This window comes from Hoylesella shahii (genome assembly GCF_937990675.1).
Lineage (GTDB): Bacteria > Bacteroidota > Bacteroidia > Bacteroidales > Bacteroidaceae > Prevotella > Prevotella shahii.
In genome coordinates this window covers 36,893-54,663 of sequence record NZ_CALKQY010000027.1, presented here as the reverse complement: position 1 = coordinate 54,663, position 17,771 = coordinate 36,893, and the positions used below count along the sequence as shown (strand labels likewise).

General features: G+C 45.4%; 14 protein-coding genes. 6 read left to right on the top strand and 8 right to left on the bottom strand.

All coding sequences use genetic code 11. The features are described from left to right. Nucleotides 1-159 precede the first annotated feature (159 nt). The 3 genes from QME03_RS04625 to QME03_RS04615 all read right to left on the bottom strand — a co-directional run bounded on the left by QME03_RS04625 (nt 160) and on the right by QME03_RS04615 (nt 4,910). Complete coding sequence (locus QME03_RS04625) at nt 160-1,134, bottom strand: glycoside hydrolase family 130 protein (protein ID WP_025815819.1); 975 nt, start codon at nt 1,132-1,134, stop codon at nt 160-162. 249 nt (nt 1,135-1,383) lie between these two features. Then, a complete protein-coding gene (locus QME03_RS04620; protein ID WP_281723621.1) occupies nt 1,384-2,706 on the bottom strand; it encodes an MFS transporter in 1,323 nt (440 codons plus the stop codon). A 335-nt stretch (nt 2,707-3,041) separates the two neighbouring features. Further along, nucleotides 3,042-4,910: an alpha-L-fucosidase gene (locus tag QME03_RS04615; RefSeq protein ID WP_281723620.1), complete on the bottom strand. Its 1,869-nt coding sequence runs from the start codon at nt 4,908-4,910 to the stop codon at nt 3,042-3,044. Between the two features lie 1,377 nt (nt 4,911-6,287). On the opposite strand from QME03_RS04615, the gene QME03_RS04610 reads away from it, so the two are divergent. The 6 genes from QME03_RS04610 (at nt 6,288) to tig (ending at nt 12,658) form a co-directional block, all read left to right on the top strand. Further along, nucleotides 6,288-6,524 carry a hypothetical protein gene (locus QME03_RS04610; RefSeq protein ID WP_273147553.1) on the top strand — a complete coding sequence of 79 codons (237 nt, stop codon included), beginning with the start codon at nt 6,288-6,290 and terminating at the stop codon, nt 6,522-6,524. 19 nt (nt 6,525-6,543) lie between these two features. Continuing rightward, nucleotides 6,544-6,771, top strand: a complete 228-nt coding sequence (locus QME03_RS04605) for a hypothetical protein (protein WP_273147555.1) — start codon at nt 6,544-6,546, stop codon at nt 6,769-6,771. 49 nt (nt 6,772-6,820) lie between these two features. Further along, nucleotides 6,821-7,642 (top strand): GLPGLI family protein, encoded by an 822-nt coding sequence (locus tag QME03_RS04600; RefSeq protein WP_281723619.1) that lies wholly within the window; start codon nt 6,821-6,823, stop codon nt 7,640-7,642. Between the two features lie 7 nt (nt 7,643-7,649). After that, nucleotides 7,650-10,205, top strand: a complete 2,556-nt coding sequence (locus QME03_RS04595) for a TonB-dependent receptor (protein ID WP_281723618.1) — start codon at nt 7,650-7,652, stop codon at nt 10,203-10,205. Nucleotides 10,206-10,386: 181 nt separating this feature from the next. Next, a complete protein-coding gene (locus QME03_RS04590) occupies nt 10,387-10,968 on the top strand; it encodes a DUF3267 domain-containing protein (protein WP_274947510.1) in 582 nt (193 codons plus the stop codon). 328 nt (nt 10,969-11,296) lie between these two features. Next, nucleotides 11,297-12,658, top strand: a complete 1,362-nt coding sequence (tig, locus tag QME03_RS04585) for a trigger factor (RefSeq protein ID WP_281723617.1) — start codon at nt 11,297-11,299, stop codon at nt 12,656-12,658. A 301-nt stretch (nt 12,659-12,959) separates the two neighbouring features. Here tig and QME03_RS04580 read toward each other — a convergent pair whose 3' ends face one another. The 5 genes from QME03_RS04580 to prmC all read right to left on the bottom strand — a co-directional run bounded on the left by QME03_RS04580 (nt 12,960) and on the right by prmC (nt 17,758). After that, nucleotides 12,960-13,817, bottom strand: a complete 858-nt coding sequence (locus tag QME03_RS04580; RefSeq protein ID WP_281723616.1) for a hypothetical protein — start codon at nt 13,815-13,817, stop codon at nt 12,960-12,962. Between the two features lie 100 nt (nt 13,818-13,917). Next, nucleotides 13,918-14,841, bottom strand: coding sequence for a restriction endonuclease subunit S domain-containing protein (locus QME03_RS04575; RefSeq protein ID WP_281723615.1), 924 nt, complete (start codon nt 14,839-14,841; stop codon nt 13,918-13,920). 763 nt (nt 14,842-15,604) lie between these two features. Next, a complete protein-coding gene (locus tag QME03_RS04570; RefSeq protein WP_273112852.1) occupies nt 15,605-16,321 on the bottom strand; it encodes a ComF family protein in 717 nt (238 codons plus the stop codon). Then, nucleotides 16,296-16,784, bottom strand: a complete 489-nt coding sequence (locus QME03_RS04565; RefSeq protein WP_025815810.1) for a regulatory protein RecX — start codon at nt 16,782-16,784, stop codon at nt 16,296-16,298. Before QME03_RS04565 ends, QME03_RS04570 begins: the two co-directional genes overlap by 26 nt. Nucleotides 16,785-16,909: 125 nt before the next feature. Further along, the gene (gene prmC, locus QME03_RS04560; protein WP_281723614.1) at nt 16,910-17,758 is read right to left on the bottom strand and encodes a peptide chain release factor N(5)-glutamine methyltransferase; all 849 of its coding nucleotides are present in this window, start codon (nt 17,756-17,758) and stop codon (nt 16,910-16,912) included. Nucleotides 17,759-17,771: the final 13 nt, after the last annotated feature.

Below are 17,771 nucleotides of genomic sequence, written 5' to 3'. Positions count from 1 at the left end.
CTTACTACTTTACTACTTACTACTTTACTACTTACTACTTTACTACTTACTACTTTACTACTTTACTACTTACTCCTTTACTACTTACTCCTTTACTACTTACTACTTTACTACTTACTACTTTACTACTTACTACTTTACTACTTACTCCTTTACTCCTTACACAATTGAGTTATTCTTCACAAATTCGATAATCTCTTTTACGTATCCAAAGGCCATTCCCACCACGGTATCGGCAGCGCCATAGTACACAGCCACGCGTTCGCCGTCGCTAAGTGCAGCACAAGGGAACACCACGTTGGGTACATCGCCTTGCAATTCGTAGGGAGCAGCAGGCGCAAGCAGATAAGGACGAGTGCGATAAAGCACACGTTCGGGATTATCTTTATCAAGTAATACGGCACCCATCGAGTAACGGAAACCGTTGCATGTGGTAATAACGCCGTGGTAGAACATCAGCCAACCCTCTTCGGTGAGGAAAGGCACAGAGCCTGCACCAATCTTAGTGCATTGCCATGCGCTTTCGGGGAAAGGAGTTACTTTCATCACGCAACGATGTTCGCCCCAGTACTTCATATCAGGACTATAGCTTAGATAGATGTCGCCAAAAGGCGTATGTCCGTTGTCGCTAGGGCGCGAAAGCATAGCAAACTTGCCGTTAATCTTCTGCGGGAAGAGCACGCCATTGCGGTTAAAGGGCAAGAAAGCGTTCTCGCACTGGTAGAAACGCTTGAAGTCGAAGGTGTAAGCGATGCCGATTGTAGGACCATGATAGCCGTTGCACCAGGTAATCCAATAACGGTCGTCAATCCAAGTAACGCGTGGGTCGTACTTATATTCCGACTCTATCATTTGCGTGTTACCAGCTTCGAACACGATGGGTTCGTGATTGATATCCCAGTTGATACCATCCTTACTAAATCCGGCAAAGATATTCATCTGCACGGCCTTGTTATCGCAGCGGAAAACGCCAGCAAATCCGTCTTCAAAGGGTACTACGGCACTGTTGAAGATGCTGTTTGATGTGGGGATGTGGTAACGTCCGATAACGGGATTCTTTGAATAACGCCACATTACATCGGCGCAACCAGTGGGACGTTCTTCCCAGGGCATGATGTCTTTTAGTTCTTTCATATCTTTATGTTGCCTCTCTTCGCTCCTTGGTTTGCGGCTGTGGCGCGACAAGAGGACTTGGGAATTATGGGTAATTTATTTTACGGCCTCACCCTCAGCCCCTCTCCAAGGAGAACGGGGAGTGATATGCCTTGTTGTTGCTTTGTATATGGTTGCTGTATGGCTTTGCAAATGTTATTATATTGTTTTGTTGTAACCCTGCATATTACTCCCCTCTCCCCTTGGAGAGGGGCTGGGGGTGAGGCTTTTTTATTTCTTATCCTCGTACGTAAACGGCACAAAATAGGTGATGAGGAATGCGGGAATGGTAGCCACGAGGGTGAAAATGAAGAAATATTTGTAGCCCAGCCAATCGCTAAACGCACCACTGGCCATACCAGGCAACATCACACCAAGGTTCATAATGCCCGATGCAAAGGCGTAATGTGCCATTTGATGCTTGCCTGGTGCTATCTGTTGCATCATGAAAAGGGTTAATCCCACGAAGCCAAAACCATAACCGAAGTATTCTAAAATAATGGCTTCGCCTATGAATATGCCGTTTTCGGGTTGATACCACGACAGCAATGTGTAGGCCACAAAGGGTAAGTTGAACACGCAACACAGCGAAAACAGCGTGCGTTTTAGTCCGAAGTGCGAGATGTAATAGCCTGCCAATATCGAACCAAGCACGAAGGCGGCCGCGCCAAACGTGCCATAATACAGCCCTATTTCTTCTTCACTCAGGCCTAAACCGCCCACTTCGCGACCAGCTTTGAGGAATAGTGGCACCACTTTCATCACAAATCCCTCGGCAAAACGATAGAGAATGATGAAAGCGATATAATAAAAGATGTGGCGCTTTTTGAAGAAATCGCCCAGCACACGCACCAGTTCGTTGAGTGTTTCGGCGGCTGTCATGCTTTTTTCGGTACGCTTTCCGCCTTGAGGAAGCATGCGCATGTGGTAGAAACCCAAAAGAAGCATCAGCACACCAAGGGCCACCATCACCACCATCCAGGCTTGTGCAGCGGCGTGATGCATCACGTCTTCTGGTGCGCCTTTCACGCCTCCGTAGTGTTTGAGTAGCCAACCGGCCAACCAAACCAATCCACCCGAAGCCACAATCTTGGCTATATTGTAGAATGCACCTTGCCAACCAATAAAGCGGGCTTGGTCTTCTTTGCTCAATTCGGCCATGTAAACGCCGTCTGTGGCAATATCGTGGGTGGCTCCGCTAAAAGCGATGAGGGCCATTAGGGCGATACACACGGTGAAATAATGGGGTAAATTGAGTGCAAGACCCACAAGCGCGAAACCTGCCCCCGTAACCAACTGGGTGGTTACGACGAAGAATTTCTTGCTCCGATAGAGTTCCAAGAATGGACTCCATAAGAATTTGAAAGTCCAGGGCATCATGATGAGCGATGTCCAAAAGGTTATTTGACTGTCTTTAACACCCAAACCTTTAAACATTAGTACTGCCACCATGTTAAGAACCACGAATGGCAAACCCATGGCAAAGTACACCGAGGGCACCCATGTTATGGGGTTTTGCCTACTAACGTTGGTTTCTGAATTTGTTTGTTGCATGTTCTTATTTAATTAAGGAGTATCACTCATAACTGGCCTCACCCCCAACCCCTCTCCAAGGGGAGAGGGGAGTGGTATGCCTTGTTGGGTTGAGTTGTTGCTTTTATATTTGCTTTGTTAAGACATTCGTTGTTATCTTTATGGCCTTGCTAAGCCATTCGTTGTCGGCCTTATGCCTTTGTTAAGACATTCGTTGTTGCCTTTGTTTGCCTTGCTGTCGCATTGCATATTACGCCCCTCTCCCCTTGGAGAGGGGTTGGGGGTGAGGCCGATTGGGGTTGGGGGTGAGGCCAGTTGGTACTGAGGCTGGTTAGGGATTGGCTCTAAGGCTGTTCCTATCTAACAATAATCTGTTGCCACGCCATCTTGTCGCCTTTAAGCAAGCGAGTGGCCACCAGTTTGAGATAACGTGTTTTGATTGCGGGCAACTTCACGGTCTGGGCCACGGGGTTATTCTCGATGTTAGAGAACTCTCCACCCAACCAACGCTTCCACGTAACGAGGTCGTCTGATGCATATATCTCATAGTTAAGCACCAATCCGTCTTTCGTACCCTCTTTGGGAACATAGGTAAGACTATGGTACACGCGCGCTTCTTGCAGGTCGATGTCCACAGCTTTCGGTCCATCTTCGCCCAAAGCCAAGGTAACGGGTTCGGGTTCCACTTGCTTTTCGTTAGCCTGTGCAAGCACCGAGGCAGGCAGTTGCACAGCATCTTCGGGCAATGCAGGTGCGCAATACACGCCAATGTTGCTAATCAGCGGACAAGCTTTTGCGCTATTGATGGTGAAACGCAGACTTGTAGCCTTCACCGTGGGGAAACAAACAATGCGCTTATAGCCAATGGTGGTTAAGCCCGTTTTACCTTCGGGCGCACGTTGGTCGCGCAGTTGCACCCATTTGCCATTCACCAATGCTTCGAGCGAGAAGCTTTTCACACGTTGTCCCAGTGCGATATACTCTTGCGCCATAAAGCGATTGATGTCTGTTGGGCGTTTAAAGTTGAGCGTTAGCGATGCACGTGTAACGCCATCGTTGGTGGCCCAGTAGGTTTCGGTGCTGTTGTCGATGGCCTTTTTTGCATTATATTTGGCACTACCACCGCGCACTTGCGAAGCCTTTATGCTTGCTTTAGTGGCAAGGTTGTCTTTCAATTCGGCCTTGATAACGCGCGCCATGGCCACAGCATGAGCCGAGTCGATGGGATGTATGCGACCTTCGCGCGTAATGGGGAAGTTAAGTAGCAACGATGCATTACGACCCACCGACTCGTAATAGGTGTCTACCAGCTTGCGAAGGCTCTTTACTTTCGAGTCTTCGTTGTCGTGATAGAACCATCCCGGACGAATAGACGTGTCGCACTCTCCTGGCGACCAGTGCTTACCATTCTCCTGTCCGTGCATCAAAGTGTCTTGCGGCATATTAAACGCGTAGTCTATCGTACACCAGTTTGTCAATCCGGCGTAACCCTTCTCCGTACCAATCCAGCGCAGCTCAGCACGGTCGCCCCAGATGGCCAGTTTGGGTTGCCACTGGTGTATCATCTCAAACGTTTTGGGCCAATCATAATATGTGGCGCCATCAATCTTGCGAGCCTCGTTTGCTCCACCATAATATCCAGTACCACCATTAGCTCCGTCGAACCACACTTCGAACATTTCGCCATATTGGGTGAGCAGTTCTTCGAGTTGATTACGGAAATAAGTAACATATTCGGGGCGTCCATATTCAGGGTGGTTGCGGTCCCAGGGCGAGAGATACACGGCGAATTTCAGGCCATACTCTTTACAAGCATCGGCCAATTCGCGCACCACATCGCCCTTACCGTTTTTCCACGGCGCATTTTTCACCGAGAACTCGGTGTATTTAGAAGGCCACAAACAGAAACCACAATGGTGCTTAGCCGTAAGGATAATACCTTTCATGCCAGCCTCTTTACATGTTCGTGCCCATTGACGTGCATCTAAGTCAGACGGATTGAATAAATTCGTGTCTTCATCGCCAAATCCCCACTCTTGATCGGTGTAGGTATTAAGCGAATAATGTAAGAAAGCATACGTTTCGAGTTTATGCCAGCGCAATTGGTTGGCGTTAGGCACTGGTCCACAAGGTGCTGGCGCACTCACTTTTCGTTGTGCGCTTGCCCCACAAGTCATCGCCAAAGCCAAAGCTATGGCTGCAAATTTGTTTTTTCCCTTTAGCATTAATAAGAAGTTTAGGCAATTACGGGTTAAAGTTACAACCTTTTTTCGTAATACACCATATATTTTTGCATTGTTTAATAAAAATGAGATGTTTCTGCGCTTTTAGAACAGACCTTTAGTACTTATAGTTGTTAACGCCAGCACACACCAAGTCCCTTAAACACTATAAACCGAAAGCTAACGGGCCATTGCCTGCACCACTAAACCGCCTGTCGCGCGCTACATATTTCCCCCTCTCACCCACCGTATCAGTTTACTATCCTACTTAGTAGTCGCCACAACACATCCCCTTCTCCAGGTTAACGCCACCCACTTTAACGCCTATTGCACTAAAAAAAAGTAAGAAGCATGATGATTGAAAGACCAAACACGCCAAGAACAAGTTACTCTCCCATACACCTTATATATATAATACGCGCGCGTACGCGCGAGAGAAATACTCGAACTACGGCGGTATATCTTGAACGTTTCTTCCGAAATCTGCTATTAGGGGGAAGTGGGACCCTCGCAATCGATTTCTGCACATCAACACCTCTGACGAATGGAAGGTGCAGCCGAACCTTGCATACGCAACAAGTACGCCAGTTCGGGATAAAGATTCACTTAGAATATCTATCCGCCTTGGCTCTTTAGGTAAGCGAGTGACAGATACCATAACGATGAAACAAGTACTTGCGCCCGCCCCCTTGTCAATCGTTGTGTATTGTTGGTAAACCTCTTGCAAATACGGGCATAAGACCAATTCTCTGTTAAAATAACACAAATACCCCCCCCTAAAACGTTATTCAATGTCAAATTGCCTCCTTTTCATTAGGTTATGTAAAATAAAAGTTGTAAAATTGCAAATGTAAGTGGACAATTAAAATATTGCCATGAACAATGTGATGTAGACACAATGATATAACCAAATTTGAATCGCATGAGTAGGATAATTTTCACCATTAAGAGAAATAGACTTGTAAAAGTTACTCTAATATAGGCATTACTTACATTACCACCATGCGCTTTCAGCTTTTTGATGCGCCCATGTCAGCTTGTCACGCAAGCTTTGAGTATCACGCAAGCGAAAAAAACATTATTCACTAAACACCAACTTCGGCAGACAAAAATATCACGAAATTATTGTTAAGAGATAGGTATCTCTCAGCGGTCGAAATAAAGACTGACAATTTCAATCTGCCAATTTAATAAAACTTTAATGCGTTTGCTGATTGTCTTACTTAAAATAAGCCCAGCCAGCTTAGAAGACAAACGCGAACAGCAACAAACTTAACACAGATACCAGCTTAAATCAATCACCATTTACGGCCGAAATAATTGGCCACACACTATTAAGACTTTTAAAAACCTGCACATTTAAATCAACCAAAAAAGAAAATGAAAAAGTTATTTATTATATTTGCACTTGTTGCAACAGGTCTATCCTCACCGTTAACAGCAAAAGCTGCACATGGTGACGCACCTTTTCAGGTTGTTATTTTTAGTGATGGTCGTCGAGGATATCTACCTGCTGATTGGCCACAAGAATTCGTAAACTGGTATATCGATACTTACGAGAATTATCTTGATGCTAAGAGAATCTATGATTCAACTCCTAAGCCTTACTATTGTTAAACCCCAAAACAGAAAACGAATGAAAAGATTTATTATTATCTTAGGTTTGTTCCTTTCATTGTTTGCTGCACCCTCTTACGCCCTCAATTGGCAAGTAGTAATAACATCGGATGGTAAACTTCATAAACTCCCAGCAGATATTTCCCAAGAACTGGTTAATGCATACATAGACATTTATGAGGACATGTTAGAAATGAAAAGCAAACTTGAAGAACAAGACTCATTGCGTAAGCATAGAGAATGCTAAACAACAGGTTGCCCAAATAAAATTGGGCAACCATTAAAACCAAACAGACATGAAAACTAAGGTATTTATCATGGCTCTTACGAGCATCGTCTGTGCTACAACCGCCTGTGCACAGACCGAAAAGGGCGTATCTATCACCTATCGACTTAGCTATCAACACTATCAAGAAATAAAAGACAAGTCGCAAACGCTTTGCATTTTAGATATCGCAGGCCAAAGTTCGCGATTTTACAATCGTGATTTTGAACGAGCACAAGAGATAACGGACAGCATGCAACAGCGCGGACACAACGCCTATGAGATACGTGCAGAAAAGAAAAAGGAAGGGTTAACAGGTTTGGGAGAAAGCACCAGCGTACTTAAAAACTTCCCCGACAAAGGCAAAGTAACAGTGACCGAACAGGTTGTTGAAACGCTTTTGTATGAAGAAAACATGCCCAAATTCAGCTGGAAACTCACTAACAAAGATACCACCATACTGGGCTATAAATGTTTCGAGGCCACTACCACTTATCGTGGACGAACATGGCGCGCATTTTATACGCCCGACATTCCCATTAGCGAAGGGCCATGGAAACTTTGCGGACTGCCTGGACTGATTTTGTTCGCCGCCGATAGCCTTAATCAATTCTGCTATGAAGGTGTAGGGATGACGAACGATGTAAAACATCCCATCGCTCTCAAAACGAAGAAATACAGGAAATGCAGCGCGAAAGAAATGGCCAATATGCTTTCGTTGTTGAGCAAAGACTTGGATGAGTTTTTCTATCGACTGACGGGTGCAAAGCCGCAACATTTCGATGCTAGTGGAAAACCAACGAAACTCGACACGTCTTTTACTGCATGTTTGAAAGAAGAGTTTGACAAATAAAAGCTTCATGATGCACTTGCGAAAAATATTTGCACTTATATTCTTAACGGTGTTTTGTCTTAACGCCACGGCGCAGACAATAGGCGGACGGGTGGTTAACAACAAGGGCATCACCCTTGAAGGCGTGTCGGTAACGCTGAGAACCAGCGACGACAGGCCCGTTGCCTTTTGCAACACCAACGAAGACGGCACGTTCTCCATTGAATGGCCACAAGCCGAAACGCCAGAACGCGTGGTGTTTAGCATGATAGGCTATGCTAAAAGGTGTATTGCACTGAACAACTTTAAGCAAGGACAGGATGTTGTGCTGGAGAACGATGCCTTTATGCTGAAAGAAGTGAAGGTGAAAGCCGAAAAAATAAGGCGAAGTGGCGATACGCTTACTTACAGCGTGGCTGCATTTATGCAGAAACAAGACCGCAGCATTGCCGACGTTATCGCCAAAATGCCTGGCTTGTCGGTCTCGCCGTCTGGGCAAATTAAGTATCAAGGCAAGGCCATCAACAAGTTCTACATCGAAGGTGCCGACCTGCTTGGCGGCAAGTACGCATTGGCCAGCGAGAACATCAAGGCCAACCAAGTGAAGAATGTGCAAGTGCTGGAAGACCACCAGCCCATAAAAGCATTGAAGAAGGTGAAGTTTTCCGACCAGGCCGCACTCAACATCGTGCTGAAAGATGATGCCAAGAACGTGTGGCAAGGTGTTGTGGAAGCAGGTTTGGGCACTTCTTTACAAGGCAAGGCACAGCTGTTACGCGACGCCCAACTGTTGGAAATGCTGTTTTCGAAAAGCAAACAGAGTATCTCGATGTACAAAACCAACAACACAGGCAAAGACATTGGCCACGAAACCATCGACTACACCGCTGCAAAAGCATCGCTAAATGCGGATAATCCGCTGATTGAGAGCGTAACAATAAGCACGCCTTCAATCTCAGACCAACGTTATAACTTTAACGATACGCACGTTTTCGCTACCAACTGGCTGTTTAAAACCGCCAAAGACAACGACCTGCGGTTGCAGGTTAATGGCCTAATAGACAAAACCAACGTGACAGGACACACGCGCAAGACCTATCTCGATGCAGGAACAACGGGGGTTAGCGTTACAGAAGACGAGGCGTTGAACGAAAAAACCAACGAATGGTCTGCCGAACTAACCTATAAAGTAAACAAAGACAATCATTATTTCGCCAACGTTGCCAAGGGCTATATCGGCTTTAACCGTTCGAGGGGAGAGGCCATGCTGAACCACGCCCCCATACTTCAAAGGGCAAACAGAGACAAGAAAGTGCTTTCAGACAACTTCGAATGGATTAAAACCCTGTCCAACAACAACACATTCTCCATCAAGTCGCGTTTCCTCTACAACGAGCTGCCCTCTTCGTTGCTGCTCGTCAACGGCAGTACGGAGCGCATATCGCAGCAAAAAATAGAATGGGATGCCAGCACAGGATTTAGGCATAAGCTGCTTGGAATGTACATAACCTACAACATAGGGGCGGCCTATAAGCGCCAAAAGATGAGGCTAGACAACTTCTACACCAGCCTTAACGCCACATATACGCAAGCGCAAGTTTACGTAATGCCCTCACTTAGCTACATCAGCCCTAGCTTAAAGCTTAACGCAGGGCTAAGTGGCGAACTGCTATATCGAAAATACGGGGACGAAAGCAAGCCCACATTCCATCTCGAACCCTTTGTGTTTGCCAACTATCGGCTAACAAGCAGGTGGAGCGCGGACATGCTTTTCAGTCATGCACTGTCGCCCAACGCCTTCTCTTCATATATCGAGGCTCCTGTATTTACCAACTATTATTCGCTTATACAGGGAAAGGCGCAGCTCAACACCACCACAACCAACATGCTAAGTAACACGTGGAAGTACAACGATGTTATACGGGGCTTGTTTGGCAACCTCGGCCTTTCGTACAGTCGCACAAGCAATCTGCCGCTTTACGAAAGCGTTTTCGAAGACGGATTTTATAAAAGCAGAGCCTCGCAACACACAAGCCACAACACCAGCACCAGCATCAGCGGTGGCATCGGCAAGTCTATTGGTTGGGGTAAAGCGTCTATCGAACTTAACGCCTCGGCATCCAACACCAAATACCAATTGCTAATTGCCAAAGAGGTGGTAGACTTTACAAGGCGCGACCTGTCTACGGGTATCGCCATTGCTTACCATCCGTGGGAGGTTTTCTCTATTGAACACAAGAGTTCGTATAACACGAGCGCGCGAAAAGGCAAAAACCACGTCCTATTCAACAACCGGCAAAGCTTTCTTCACCATCGGCTTAGGCTCTATTTCTTACCTGGGAAATGGCAGATGGAACTGTCAAACGAGTTGTTCCAGAGCCAAGACAAGAGCATAAGCAACAGCTTTTTCACCGACCTGTCTGTGTCTTATCGCCAAAAACGCTGGGAGGCAACACTCATATACAACAATGTATGGGGAACAACAAGCTTGGAACAAACCTACAATGCCAACGCACAACAGATATATCTGCAAACACGCTTGCGCCCAAGCGAGTTGCTTTTTAAACTCTCTTTTTCGTTGTAAAACCTGTTCGCGGTGATATTGCACACCTTTCGTGCAAAATAACTGCACGAAAATGTTTTTGTAGACAATATATTTGTTTGGTTAGATGATATTGAGTACTTTTGAAAAGCCAAGCAACAACGCTGCCCCCTGACAGACAACTTCAAAACAAATAACATAAAAGCATCTATCTATTTAGCTTATGAAACAGCGAAAGGTCACCATCAATCTCGCTTGGGCAAACGTTTTTGCCCTAATTTTCTTTGCCTTTGTGGCATTAATCAGTTCGGCTACATGGTATGTTCTGTGGGGTACGCCCTCATTTGGAGATTTTGAGGGCAGCCTTTTAAAGGATGTAAACCCCTTGGGAGCAGCTGTGTTGGTGCTCGTTATGCTCGTTGCTGGCATTGTTGCTCACGAGCTTATTCACGGCATCACATGGGCATGTTTTGCAAAGCACGGATTTAGGAGTATTCGCTTTGGCGTGATTTGGGCAATGCTAACCCCATATTGTCATTGCAAAGAGCCGCTAACCATGCAACATTATAGGATTGGTGGGCTTATGCCTTTGATTATTCTTGGCATACTCCCCTTATTGCTTGCCTATCCTTTGAGAAGTGTGTCGTTGTTGTTGTGGGGAATAATTTTCATTACATCAGCAGCAGGCGACATACTCATGATATGGAAGTTACGTAAAGAACCCGCTTCTCTGCTAGTTCAAGACCATCCAAAAGAAGCTGGATGTATGATTTTCGAAGCAGAAATGGAGGATGATGCGACATAAGAATTAGTAAGTTAAGGCAGGTTCTAAAAATTACCTTTACTGTATTTTTAGAGCCTGCCTTAACAGAAAAATCTTTGCTTTTGATTCGTTCAACCACTCTCTGGGAAGCCTACAAAAATCATTTTTCATCATATATATTAGGTAATTACGGCAATAATAAGTAATTTTGCACTTCATTGTGGGCATGCAAATACAACTAAGGCAACTTCTGCGAGTAACAAACCGGCTATAACACCAATACAGCAGGTTGCTTAACGCCTTAGCTAAAAAGATGTTAGTAACTGCCAAACATAAACATTAAGATAACAAAACAATAAATATATAGAAGATGAAGATTTCATTTGAAAACGCCGACAAGGTGAATGGCCTGCTTACCATCACCGTTGAAGAGGCCGACTACAACGAGAAAGTGGAGAAAGCACTAAAAGATTACCGCAAAAAAGCAAACCTACCTGGCTTCCGTCCCGGTCAAGCTCCCCTAGCGCTCATTAAGAAACAAATTGGCGAACAGGTGAAGATGGAAGAGATACAAAAGTTTGTTGGCGATAACCTTTTTGGCTATCTTAAAGACAATAACATTCATTTCTTGGGCGAACCCATGCCTTCGGACAAACAAGAAGCTCAAGATTTGGCTAAACCTGCCCCCTATACCTTCGTCTTCGACATTGCTGTTGCTCCCGAATTCGAACTCGAACTGTCTGACAAAGATAAGCTCGACTATTACGAAATCACGGTTGACGACAAACTGATTGACGAACAAGTTGACGTGTTTGCTTCGCGCGCTGGTAAGTACGAACAGGTGGAAGACTACCAACCCAAAGATATGCTGAAGGGCGACATGAAGGAATTGAACGCCGACGGTAGCGAAAAAGAAGGCGGTATCGTGAAAGAAGGCGCTACGCTAATGCCCGAATACATTAAGGTTGAAGACCAAAAGAAGTTGTTCGACGGCTTGAAACGCGGTGAAGTGGTGGTGTTCAACCCCAAAAAGGCGTTCCCTGAAAGCGAGATTGAAGTATCGTCGATGCTGGGTATCAGCAAAGAAGAGGCTGCCAACGTTGATTCAGACTTTGCTTTCCACGTATTGGAGATTACTCGTTACTGCAAAGCTCCCGTTAACCAAGAATTGTTCGACGCTGTTTATGGCGAAGGCAACGTGAAAGACGAGGCCGACTTCCGCTCGAAGATTGCTGAAGGTATTGCCAACCAACTCGTTACTAACAGCGAATACAAACTGCTGATAGACCTTCGCGCTTACTGTGAGAAGAAAGTGGGCAAGCTTCAGTTCCCCGATGAGATGCTAAAACGCATCATGAAGAAGAACGTGAAAGAAGAAAAAGAGGTTGAAGAGAAGTACGAAGCTAGCGTTGAAGAACTGAAATGGCACCTTATCAAGGAGCGTTTGGTAAAAACCTACGATGTAAAGGTGAACGACGAAGACGTGTTTGAAGCTGCTCGCCTGCAAGCTCGCATTCAGTTTGCACAATATGGCATGACCAACTTGCCCGATGAAACTATTGATAACTATGTGCGCGAGATGCTGAAGAACCGCGAAACTCTCGATGGATTTGTTGACCGCGCTGTTGAAAACAAGCTGGTTGAGGTCTTGAAGAAGGTGGTTAAGTTGAAGAAGAAGAAGATTTCTCTCGACGATTTTAACAAGTTGATGGAAGAAAGCGTTAAAAAATAAGGCTTACTTTACAGGTATCGCGCCATGGCCTCCACTTTTTATAAGGTTGCCATTTAGCGAATACCAGGCTTAAATAATAAGCGGGTTTGCAGGGTTTCCCCCTACAAACCCGCTCTTTTTATTTACTCGCTTGTAGAAATAGGCAATTGCGCCAACGATTTATTGGCCATTAACTAGGCGTGCCATCCTCTTAGCATTTCAATTTTAAACCTTTATAGGCGCGCATCACGCGCATAACCAAGAACAAAGTTACCAATCTTTTGTAATCAAAACTATTTCTGCAAATAAAATGAAGCCCACATCATGGGATATAATACGCAGATTCGGTTGTTTTTTCGGGTTTAGAAAAGCCATAACCATTCCATCTGAGATAATAAAATCTCAGGTTTCCTTCGCCATAATTACGCAATCCCACATCCTTACCATTCTTTGGCAATTGGCAAGTCAAGCCCTTTATTTGTGTTAAGCATTTTTGTATGGTTACATCGGGGGTTAAAGTGCGCGTCTTAGGGTTATAATCATAGGCCACATACAAATGTGTGTTCACCTCCGAATCTTCGTAAGCCAAACTAATAATCAGCAATTTATGTCCGTCAGAGCGTGTCCATAGCGCGCTCTCTAACACCTGCCCGTTAAGGCATTCAACACGCGTCCAACCATTAGTATTATCAAAAATCACGTCGCCAGAGTTGTCATCATTAAACGCTTTGGTGGAACTTTCGAATATAACCGGTTCATCCGAATAGCCATAATTAAACTGTTTGAACTGCCCTTTTTTCTTAGCGAAATTGATAAACAGCGCTTGTGGATTGCCTTCCTTTCCGGGCCAAGCCTTGCAAAAGGCCAAAGTAAGCGTTTTAACATTATTATTCTTCAGGTCGCCAGGCAGTTCTATTCCCATATCTTTCCAGCCTTCAATCAGCTCACTGCCCCAATATCTCTCGTCAACCGTTGCTTCATCTTCCTCCTCTTCGCCACAGCAGCAGCCGTCTTGGCTCTCGTCCAAGGTATTTTTGTGCTGTTTTTGCTCATCAAAGGTATCTTTTAGACAAAGCAGCGACAAGTCTTCTCTACTGCACTTACGCTTCAATGTGCTTGCATTGGCCGTCATCACGCCTAAAAGCATCAGCACCAATGGTATTAACGATAATTTTTTCATGATAATATTCATCTCTTAATAGGTTCATTGCATGCATTTAGCAAGGCAAGAGGGCGTAAACCCGCCAGCAACAAATGCCCGCTAAGCCACATGCACAGGTTTATTTCTTGGGCAATTCGTCAAGTTTTTTGGTCACGTCCAGCATACTAACCACATACGTTTGGGCGTTTTTCTCAACTCTAATTCTCCCCACGCGTCGGTCCACCTTCACCACCTTGCAATCGGGTTGAAACGTATGACCAATCTTAGCAAATACCGAGTCGCCCTCGTTATAGTTCAATTCAATGGGTAGCAACTTGCATTTCGACTTTTCGGCCACAGTGATATGATTACCCGCATCGGTAAGTAGCAGTTTATCGCCCTGCATATTTAGGATAATAGCACTCTTCCACAGTCCGTTATCCTCAAAAGCCACCGAGGCTCCCGATGTCCATTCGCCGTTTTTAAGCACCTTAAACGAGTTGGGTTTCAATTCTTCGTTAGCATGGTTATTAGCAAATCCCCTTCCATCCGTTCGATAATCAAGGTCAAGATAGCACACCTTTGGTGTTAGTTGTTTGGTATCGTCCACCACGATGGCGCGCTGCAAGCCCTGCCCCGACTGCCACCAGGTGAGCAATACATCACCATTTTGAGCTTTCACGTCCTTAGGAAAGGGCACCACTAAGGCTTGTGGTACGTTTATTTCGCCGTTCATCCCTTCCACTGTAAGGCTATATTTCCCCACAGCCTTAACCGTATTGCTGTATATAGGCAGCAATGCTTCAGATAACGACTCGCCCCTTTTCAATGCTCCGCCATAGAAAGCAGCAGGCGAAAGCACCGTTTGACCCACCTCCACATCCTTTAATGTGAAGTCTTGGGGAAAGTCCCACGGGAACGAATCCACTGGTTCTGCACCATTGGCACGCATTGTGGCCTCCTTATTATCAGAGCCAGCAGACGTTTTCCGCTGGTTATCGCAGGCGTTAAACAAAGTGCCAATGCCCAAAGTCAGGGCGAAAATTCCAATCATTCGTTTCATATCCTCGGTTGGTTAAGGGTTATACATCATCTTTATAGTTGGCCTTACACCAACTTTTTATCGAGTGTTTGGCTTGGTAAATAAGCCATTGTGGATAGCGGGGCGGTGTTTTCAGTTTGGGTTTAAGAATAAAAAAATCGCTGTTTGATCATACGCAGATGGCATTATCAAAGTGCACCAACAACGCAAACATTCTCAATCGATTCTACACATCTCCAATTCAAGCGTTTTTTGCTAGCCACCTCAATTTAATCCACCACTCACCACACCACGTTTGTGTTGTTGTCTTGTTCTGCAATAGCGCTAAAGCCATTGTTAAGTTTTCCCGAATAGCTTCTCACTCTTTTAATTTTAGCAAGCAAACAATGAAGGCTTTCACCCTCAATGAGCCAAACGAGCAGTCTACTTTTGAAAAGACCACTACACCTCTTTATATATAGGATCGTTCTTACCAATCCTCGTCGAAGGTTCAACCGTTGTTCCTTGTGTTGCGCTGCACAGCCTTTTCACTATTATCAAGCAGCTTTTGTTTATTCTTTCAGTCGTGTTGTTCACCATGTTTCTTCAAGAACAAAACCCAATCCACCCAGCTAAAAGCTAAAAATACAGCATTGGCATTTTTAGAAATTACCTATAATCTATTATGCAAAAATAACAATTGTTTTCCAACTTATCAAATATAAGTAAAGCATTTTTATATTTTATCTACAATATAAGGTTTATATTACGCTTAAATGCGAAATAAAATATTCAAAACATAACCTCATCTTGCATGCGCAACCCCCATACAAAGCACGCTCACCTTGATATTTTTCGCATTTTGCAAGCAGCGTATGCAGGCGCAAAGAGTGGCCCCTGTGGTTGCCACATCGTCTACAAACAGTACGTGTGTGCCCGCTTTGGGTGGTTGTTTCATCAATTTGAAGGCACTATTCACATTATCGGCTCGTTCCCATCGGTCTTTATGTGTTTGTGTTTCGGTATTCACAATGCGCCGAATAAGTTTGTTTTCCACCTTCAACCCTGTGGCCAGGGCCACACCTTGCGCCAACATCTCGCTTTGGTTATATCCCCTTTGTCTTACCCTTTGCTTGGCTAAGGGCACAGGCACAATAAAATCCACGTCTTGAAAAAAGCCTGTTGGCATCAGTTCTTTGCCCATAAGCCAGCCCAGCTCTACGCCCAAATAGGGCATATTGCCATATTTCAGTTTATAAAACAAGGCGCTGACTGGTGCTGCCGCTTGATAATGCAGCAGCGCGACACACTTTTCCACCTTCACACGTCCCCAAAACAGTTGTGCCAAAGCGTTTTCATAGGGTTCGAGAGCATAGTTGGTTCGTGGCAAATGAAGGTTGCATGGTGCACAAACAACGTTTTCATGGGGTTCTAATCGGGTGTTACACACCACGCAAGCCCTGGGAGCAAGCAAGTTAACAATACGTCTCCAAGCACTAATCATCAAACAATTCGTCAACATCGGTTAGGCATTTGCGTATGGTTTCCATGTCGAAGCCGCGACTTAAGGCAAATTTCATCAGCTTCGTATTTAGTTCGTAGGTGGTGGCAGCCTTTAATGTTTTACGTTTACTATTGAGCAATGGTCGCAAAATAGCCGTAAAGTCTTCGCCATCCACCTCGTCGAGCACGGGTTTATACACCTCGCTGGGTATGCGTTTAACCATCAAAGCCTGTTCCACCTTTCGGCGTCCCCATCGGTTATAGGTTATCTTATCACGCACAAACATGCGGCAAAAACGCTCGTCGTCAATATATTTGTTTGTCACAAGATAATTTATGATGCGCTGCTGTGCATCTTCGGGCAACCCCCAACGCCACATTTTCTCGCGCATCTCGCCTGTACAATGTTCAGCCCTGGCACAAAGCGCGGCAAGTTTAGCGCGTGCTTGTTCTTCTGTTACCATTTTTTGTTGGTGTTCCATTATTCGATTTTTAGTTTACTGGTTGTTCGTTGGTTATCGTTTTGCCTATTGGCTGTTTGCTTGTTAACCCCTAAAAGCAGCCATCAAGTCCTTTTTTAAATACGCCCTTTGGCCACGCCACTCCCTCAAGCACGCGTTGCCTTCATCATTCTTTGCTTTCCGAAACAGTCGTTGCGCGTCTCTATCGCCTGCCATCCCATTTCTTCCAGCATCTTTTGCATATTCTGGTGGCACAGGGGATTGATTTCAAAAAACAGGTGTCCACCGGGTTTTAAGGCGTGCATGGCATATCGAGCAATATGCTCGTAAAACAAAAGGGGCTGTTCGTTGGGCACAAAGAGGGCCAAATGGGGTTCGTTTTCCAACACATTGGCTTCCATCTGTTGCGCCTCGCGCTGCATGATGTAAGGCGGATTGCTCACAATCACATCCCAAACAGCATCGTGTCGAGGCAGGTCAAGGGCATTTTGTTCACTAAATTGCACCTTGGCGCACAACCGTTCGGCATTATGCTTGGCAATAGTCAATGCAGCAGGCGAAATATCTATGGCCGAAACCTGCCACAGAGGCAAGTCGAGCGCCATCGTTATGGCAATACATCCACTGCCTGTGCCCACATCTAAGAGGGTTTTTGCACCACCATCGCGGGCCATTTCGCCACAAACTTGCACCATCCAAGTACATAATTCCTCGGTTTCGGGGCGCGGAATGAGCACCCCTTTCGCCACAGAAAACGAGCGACCAGCAAAGTGCGCACAGCCAAGCACATACTGCACGGGGACACCTTGCAATAGTTTATCCATCATTTTATGCAGTTTACTAGTATCATCTTGCGATAATTGTGTAACTTTGCCTGCATAAACATCTGCCAACGACAATCCGAAGCCAACGTCAAGCACCATCCTTACGATAGCCTTGGCCTCGCCTTCATCGTAAAGAGGCAACAAACGGTGCCATAGTTCGGGGTAGGTCATGGCTGCAAAAATA

Bases quoted from the DNA above. Each gene is read 5' to 3' on its own strand.
- QME03_RS04625 (WP_025815819.1), bottom strand. From the start codon at position 1,134: ATGAAAGAACTAAAAGACATCATGCCCTGGGAAGAACGTCCCACTGGT.
- QME03_RS04620 (WP_281723621.1), bottom strand. From the start codon at position 2,706: ATGCAACAAACAAATTCAGAAACCAACGTTAGTAGGCAAAACCCCATA.
- QME03_RS04615 (WP_281723620.1), bottom strand. From the start codon at position 4,910: ATGCTAAAGGGAAAAAACAAATTTGCAGCCATAGCTTTGGCTTTGGCG.
- QME03_RS04610 (WP_273147553.1), top strand. From the start codon at position 6,288: ATGAAAAAGTTATTTATTATATTTGCACTTGTTGCAACAGGTCTATCC.
- QME03_RS04605 (WP_273147555.1), top strand. From the start codon at position 6,544: ATGAAAAGATTTATTATTATCTTAGGTTTGTTCCTTTCATTGTTTGCT.
- QME03_RS04600 (WP_281723619.1), top strand. From the start codon at position 6,821: ATGAAAACTAAGGTATTTATCATGGCTCTTACGAGCATCGTCTGTGCT.
- QME03_RS04595 (WP_281723618.1), top strand. From the start codon at position 7,650: ATGATGCACTTGCGAAAAATATTTGCACTTATATTCTTAACGGTGTTT.
- QME03_RS04590 (WP_274947510.1), top strand. From the start codon at position 10,387: ATGAAACAGCGAAAGGTCACCATCAATCTCGCTTGGGCAAACGTTTTT.
- tig (WP_281723617.1), top strand. From the start codon at position 11,297: ATGAAGATTTCATTTGAAAACGCCGACAAGGTGAATGGCCTGCTTACC.
- QME03_RS04580 (WP_281723616.1), bottom strand. From the start codon at position 13,817: ATGAAAAAATTATCGTTAATACCATTGGTGCTGATGCTTTTAGGCGTG.
- QME03_RS04575 (WP_281723615.1), bottom strand. From the start codon at position 14,841: ATGAAACGAATGATTGGAATTTTCGCCCTGACTTTGGGCATTGGCACT.
- QME03_RS04570 (WP_273112852.1), bottom strand. From the start codon at position 16,321: ATGTTGACGAATTGTTTGATGATTAGTGCTTGGAGACGTATTGTTAAC.
- QME03_RS04565 (WP_025815810.1), bottom strand. From the start codon at position 16,784: ATGGAACACCAACAAAAAATGGTAACAGAAGAACAAGCACGCGCTAAA.
- prmC (WP_281723614.1), bottom strand. From the start codon at position 17,758: ATGACCTACCCCGAACTATGGCACCGTTTGTTGCCTCTTTACGATGAA.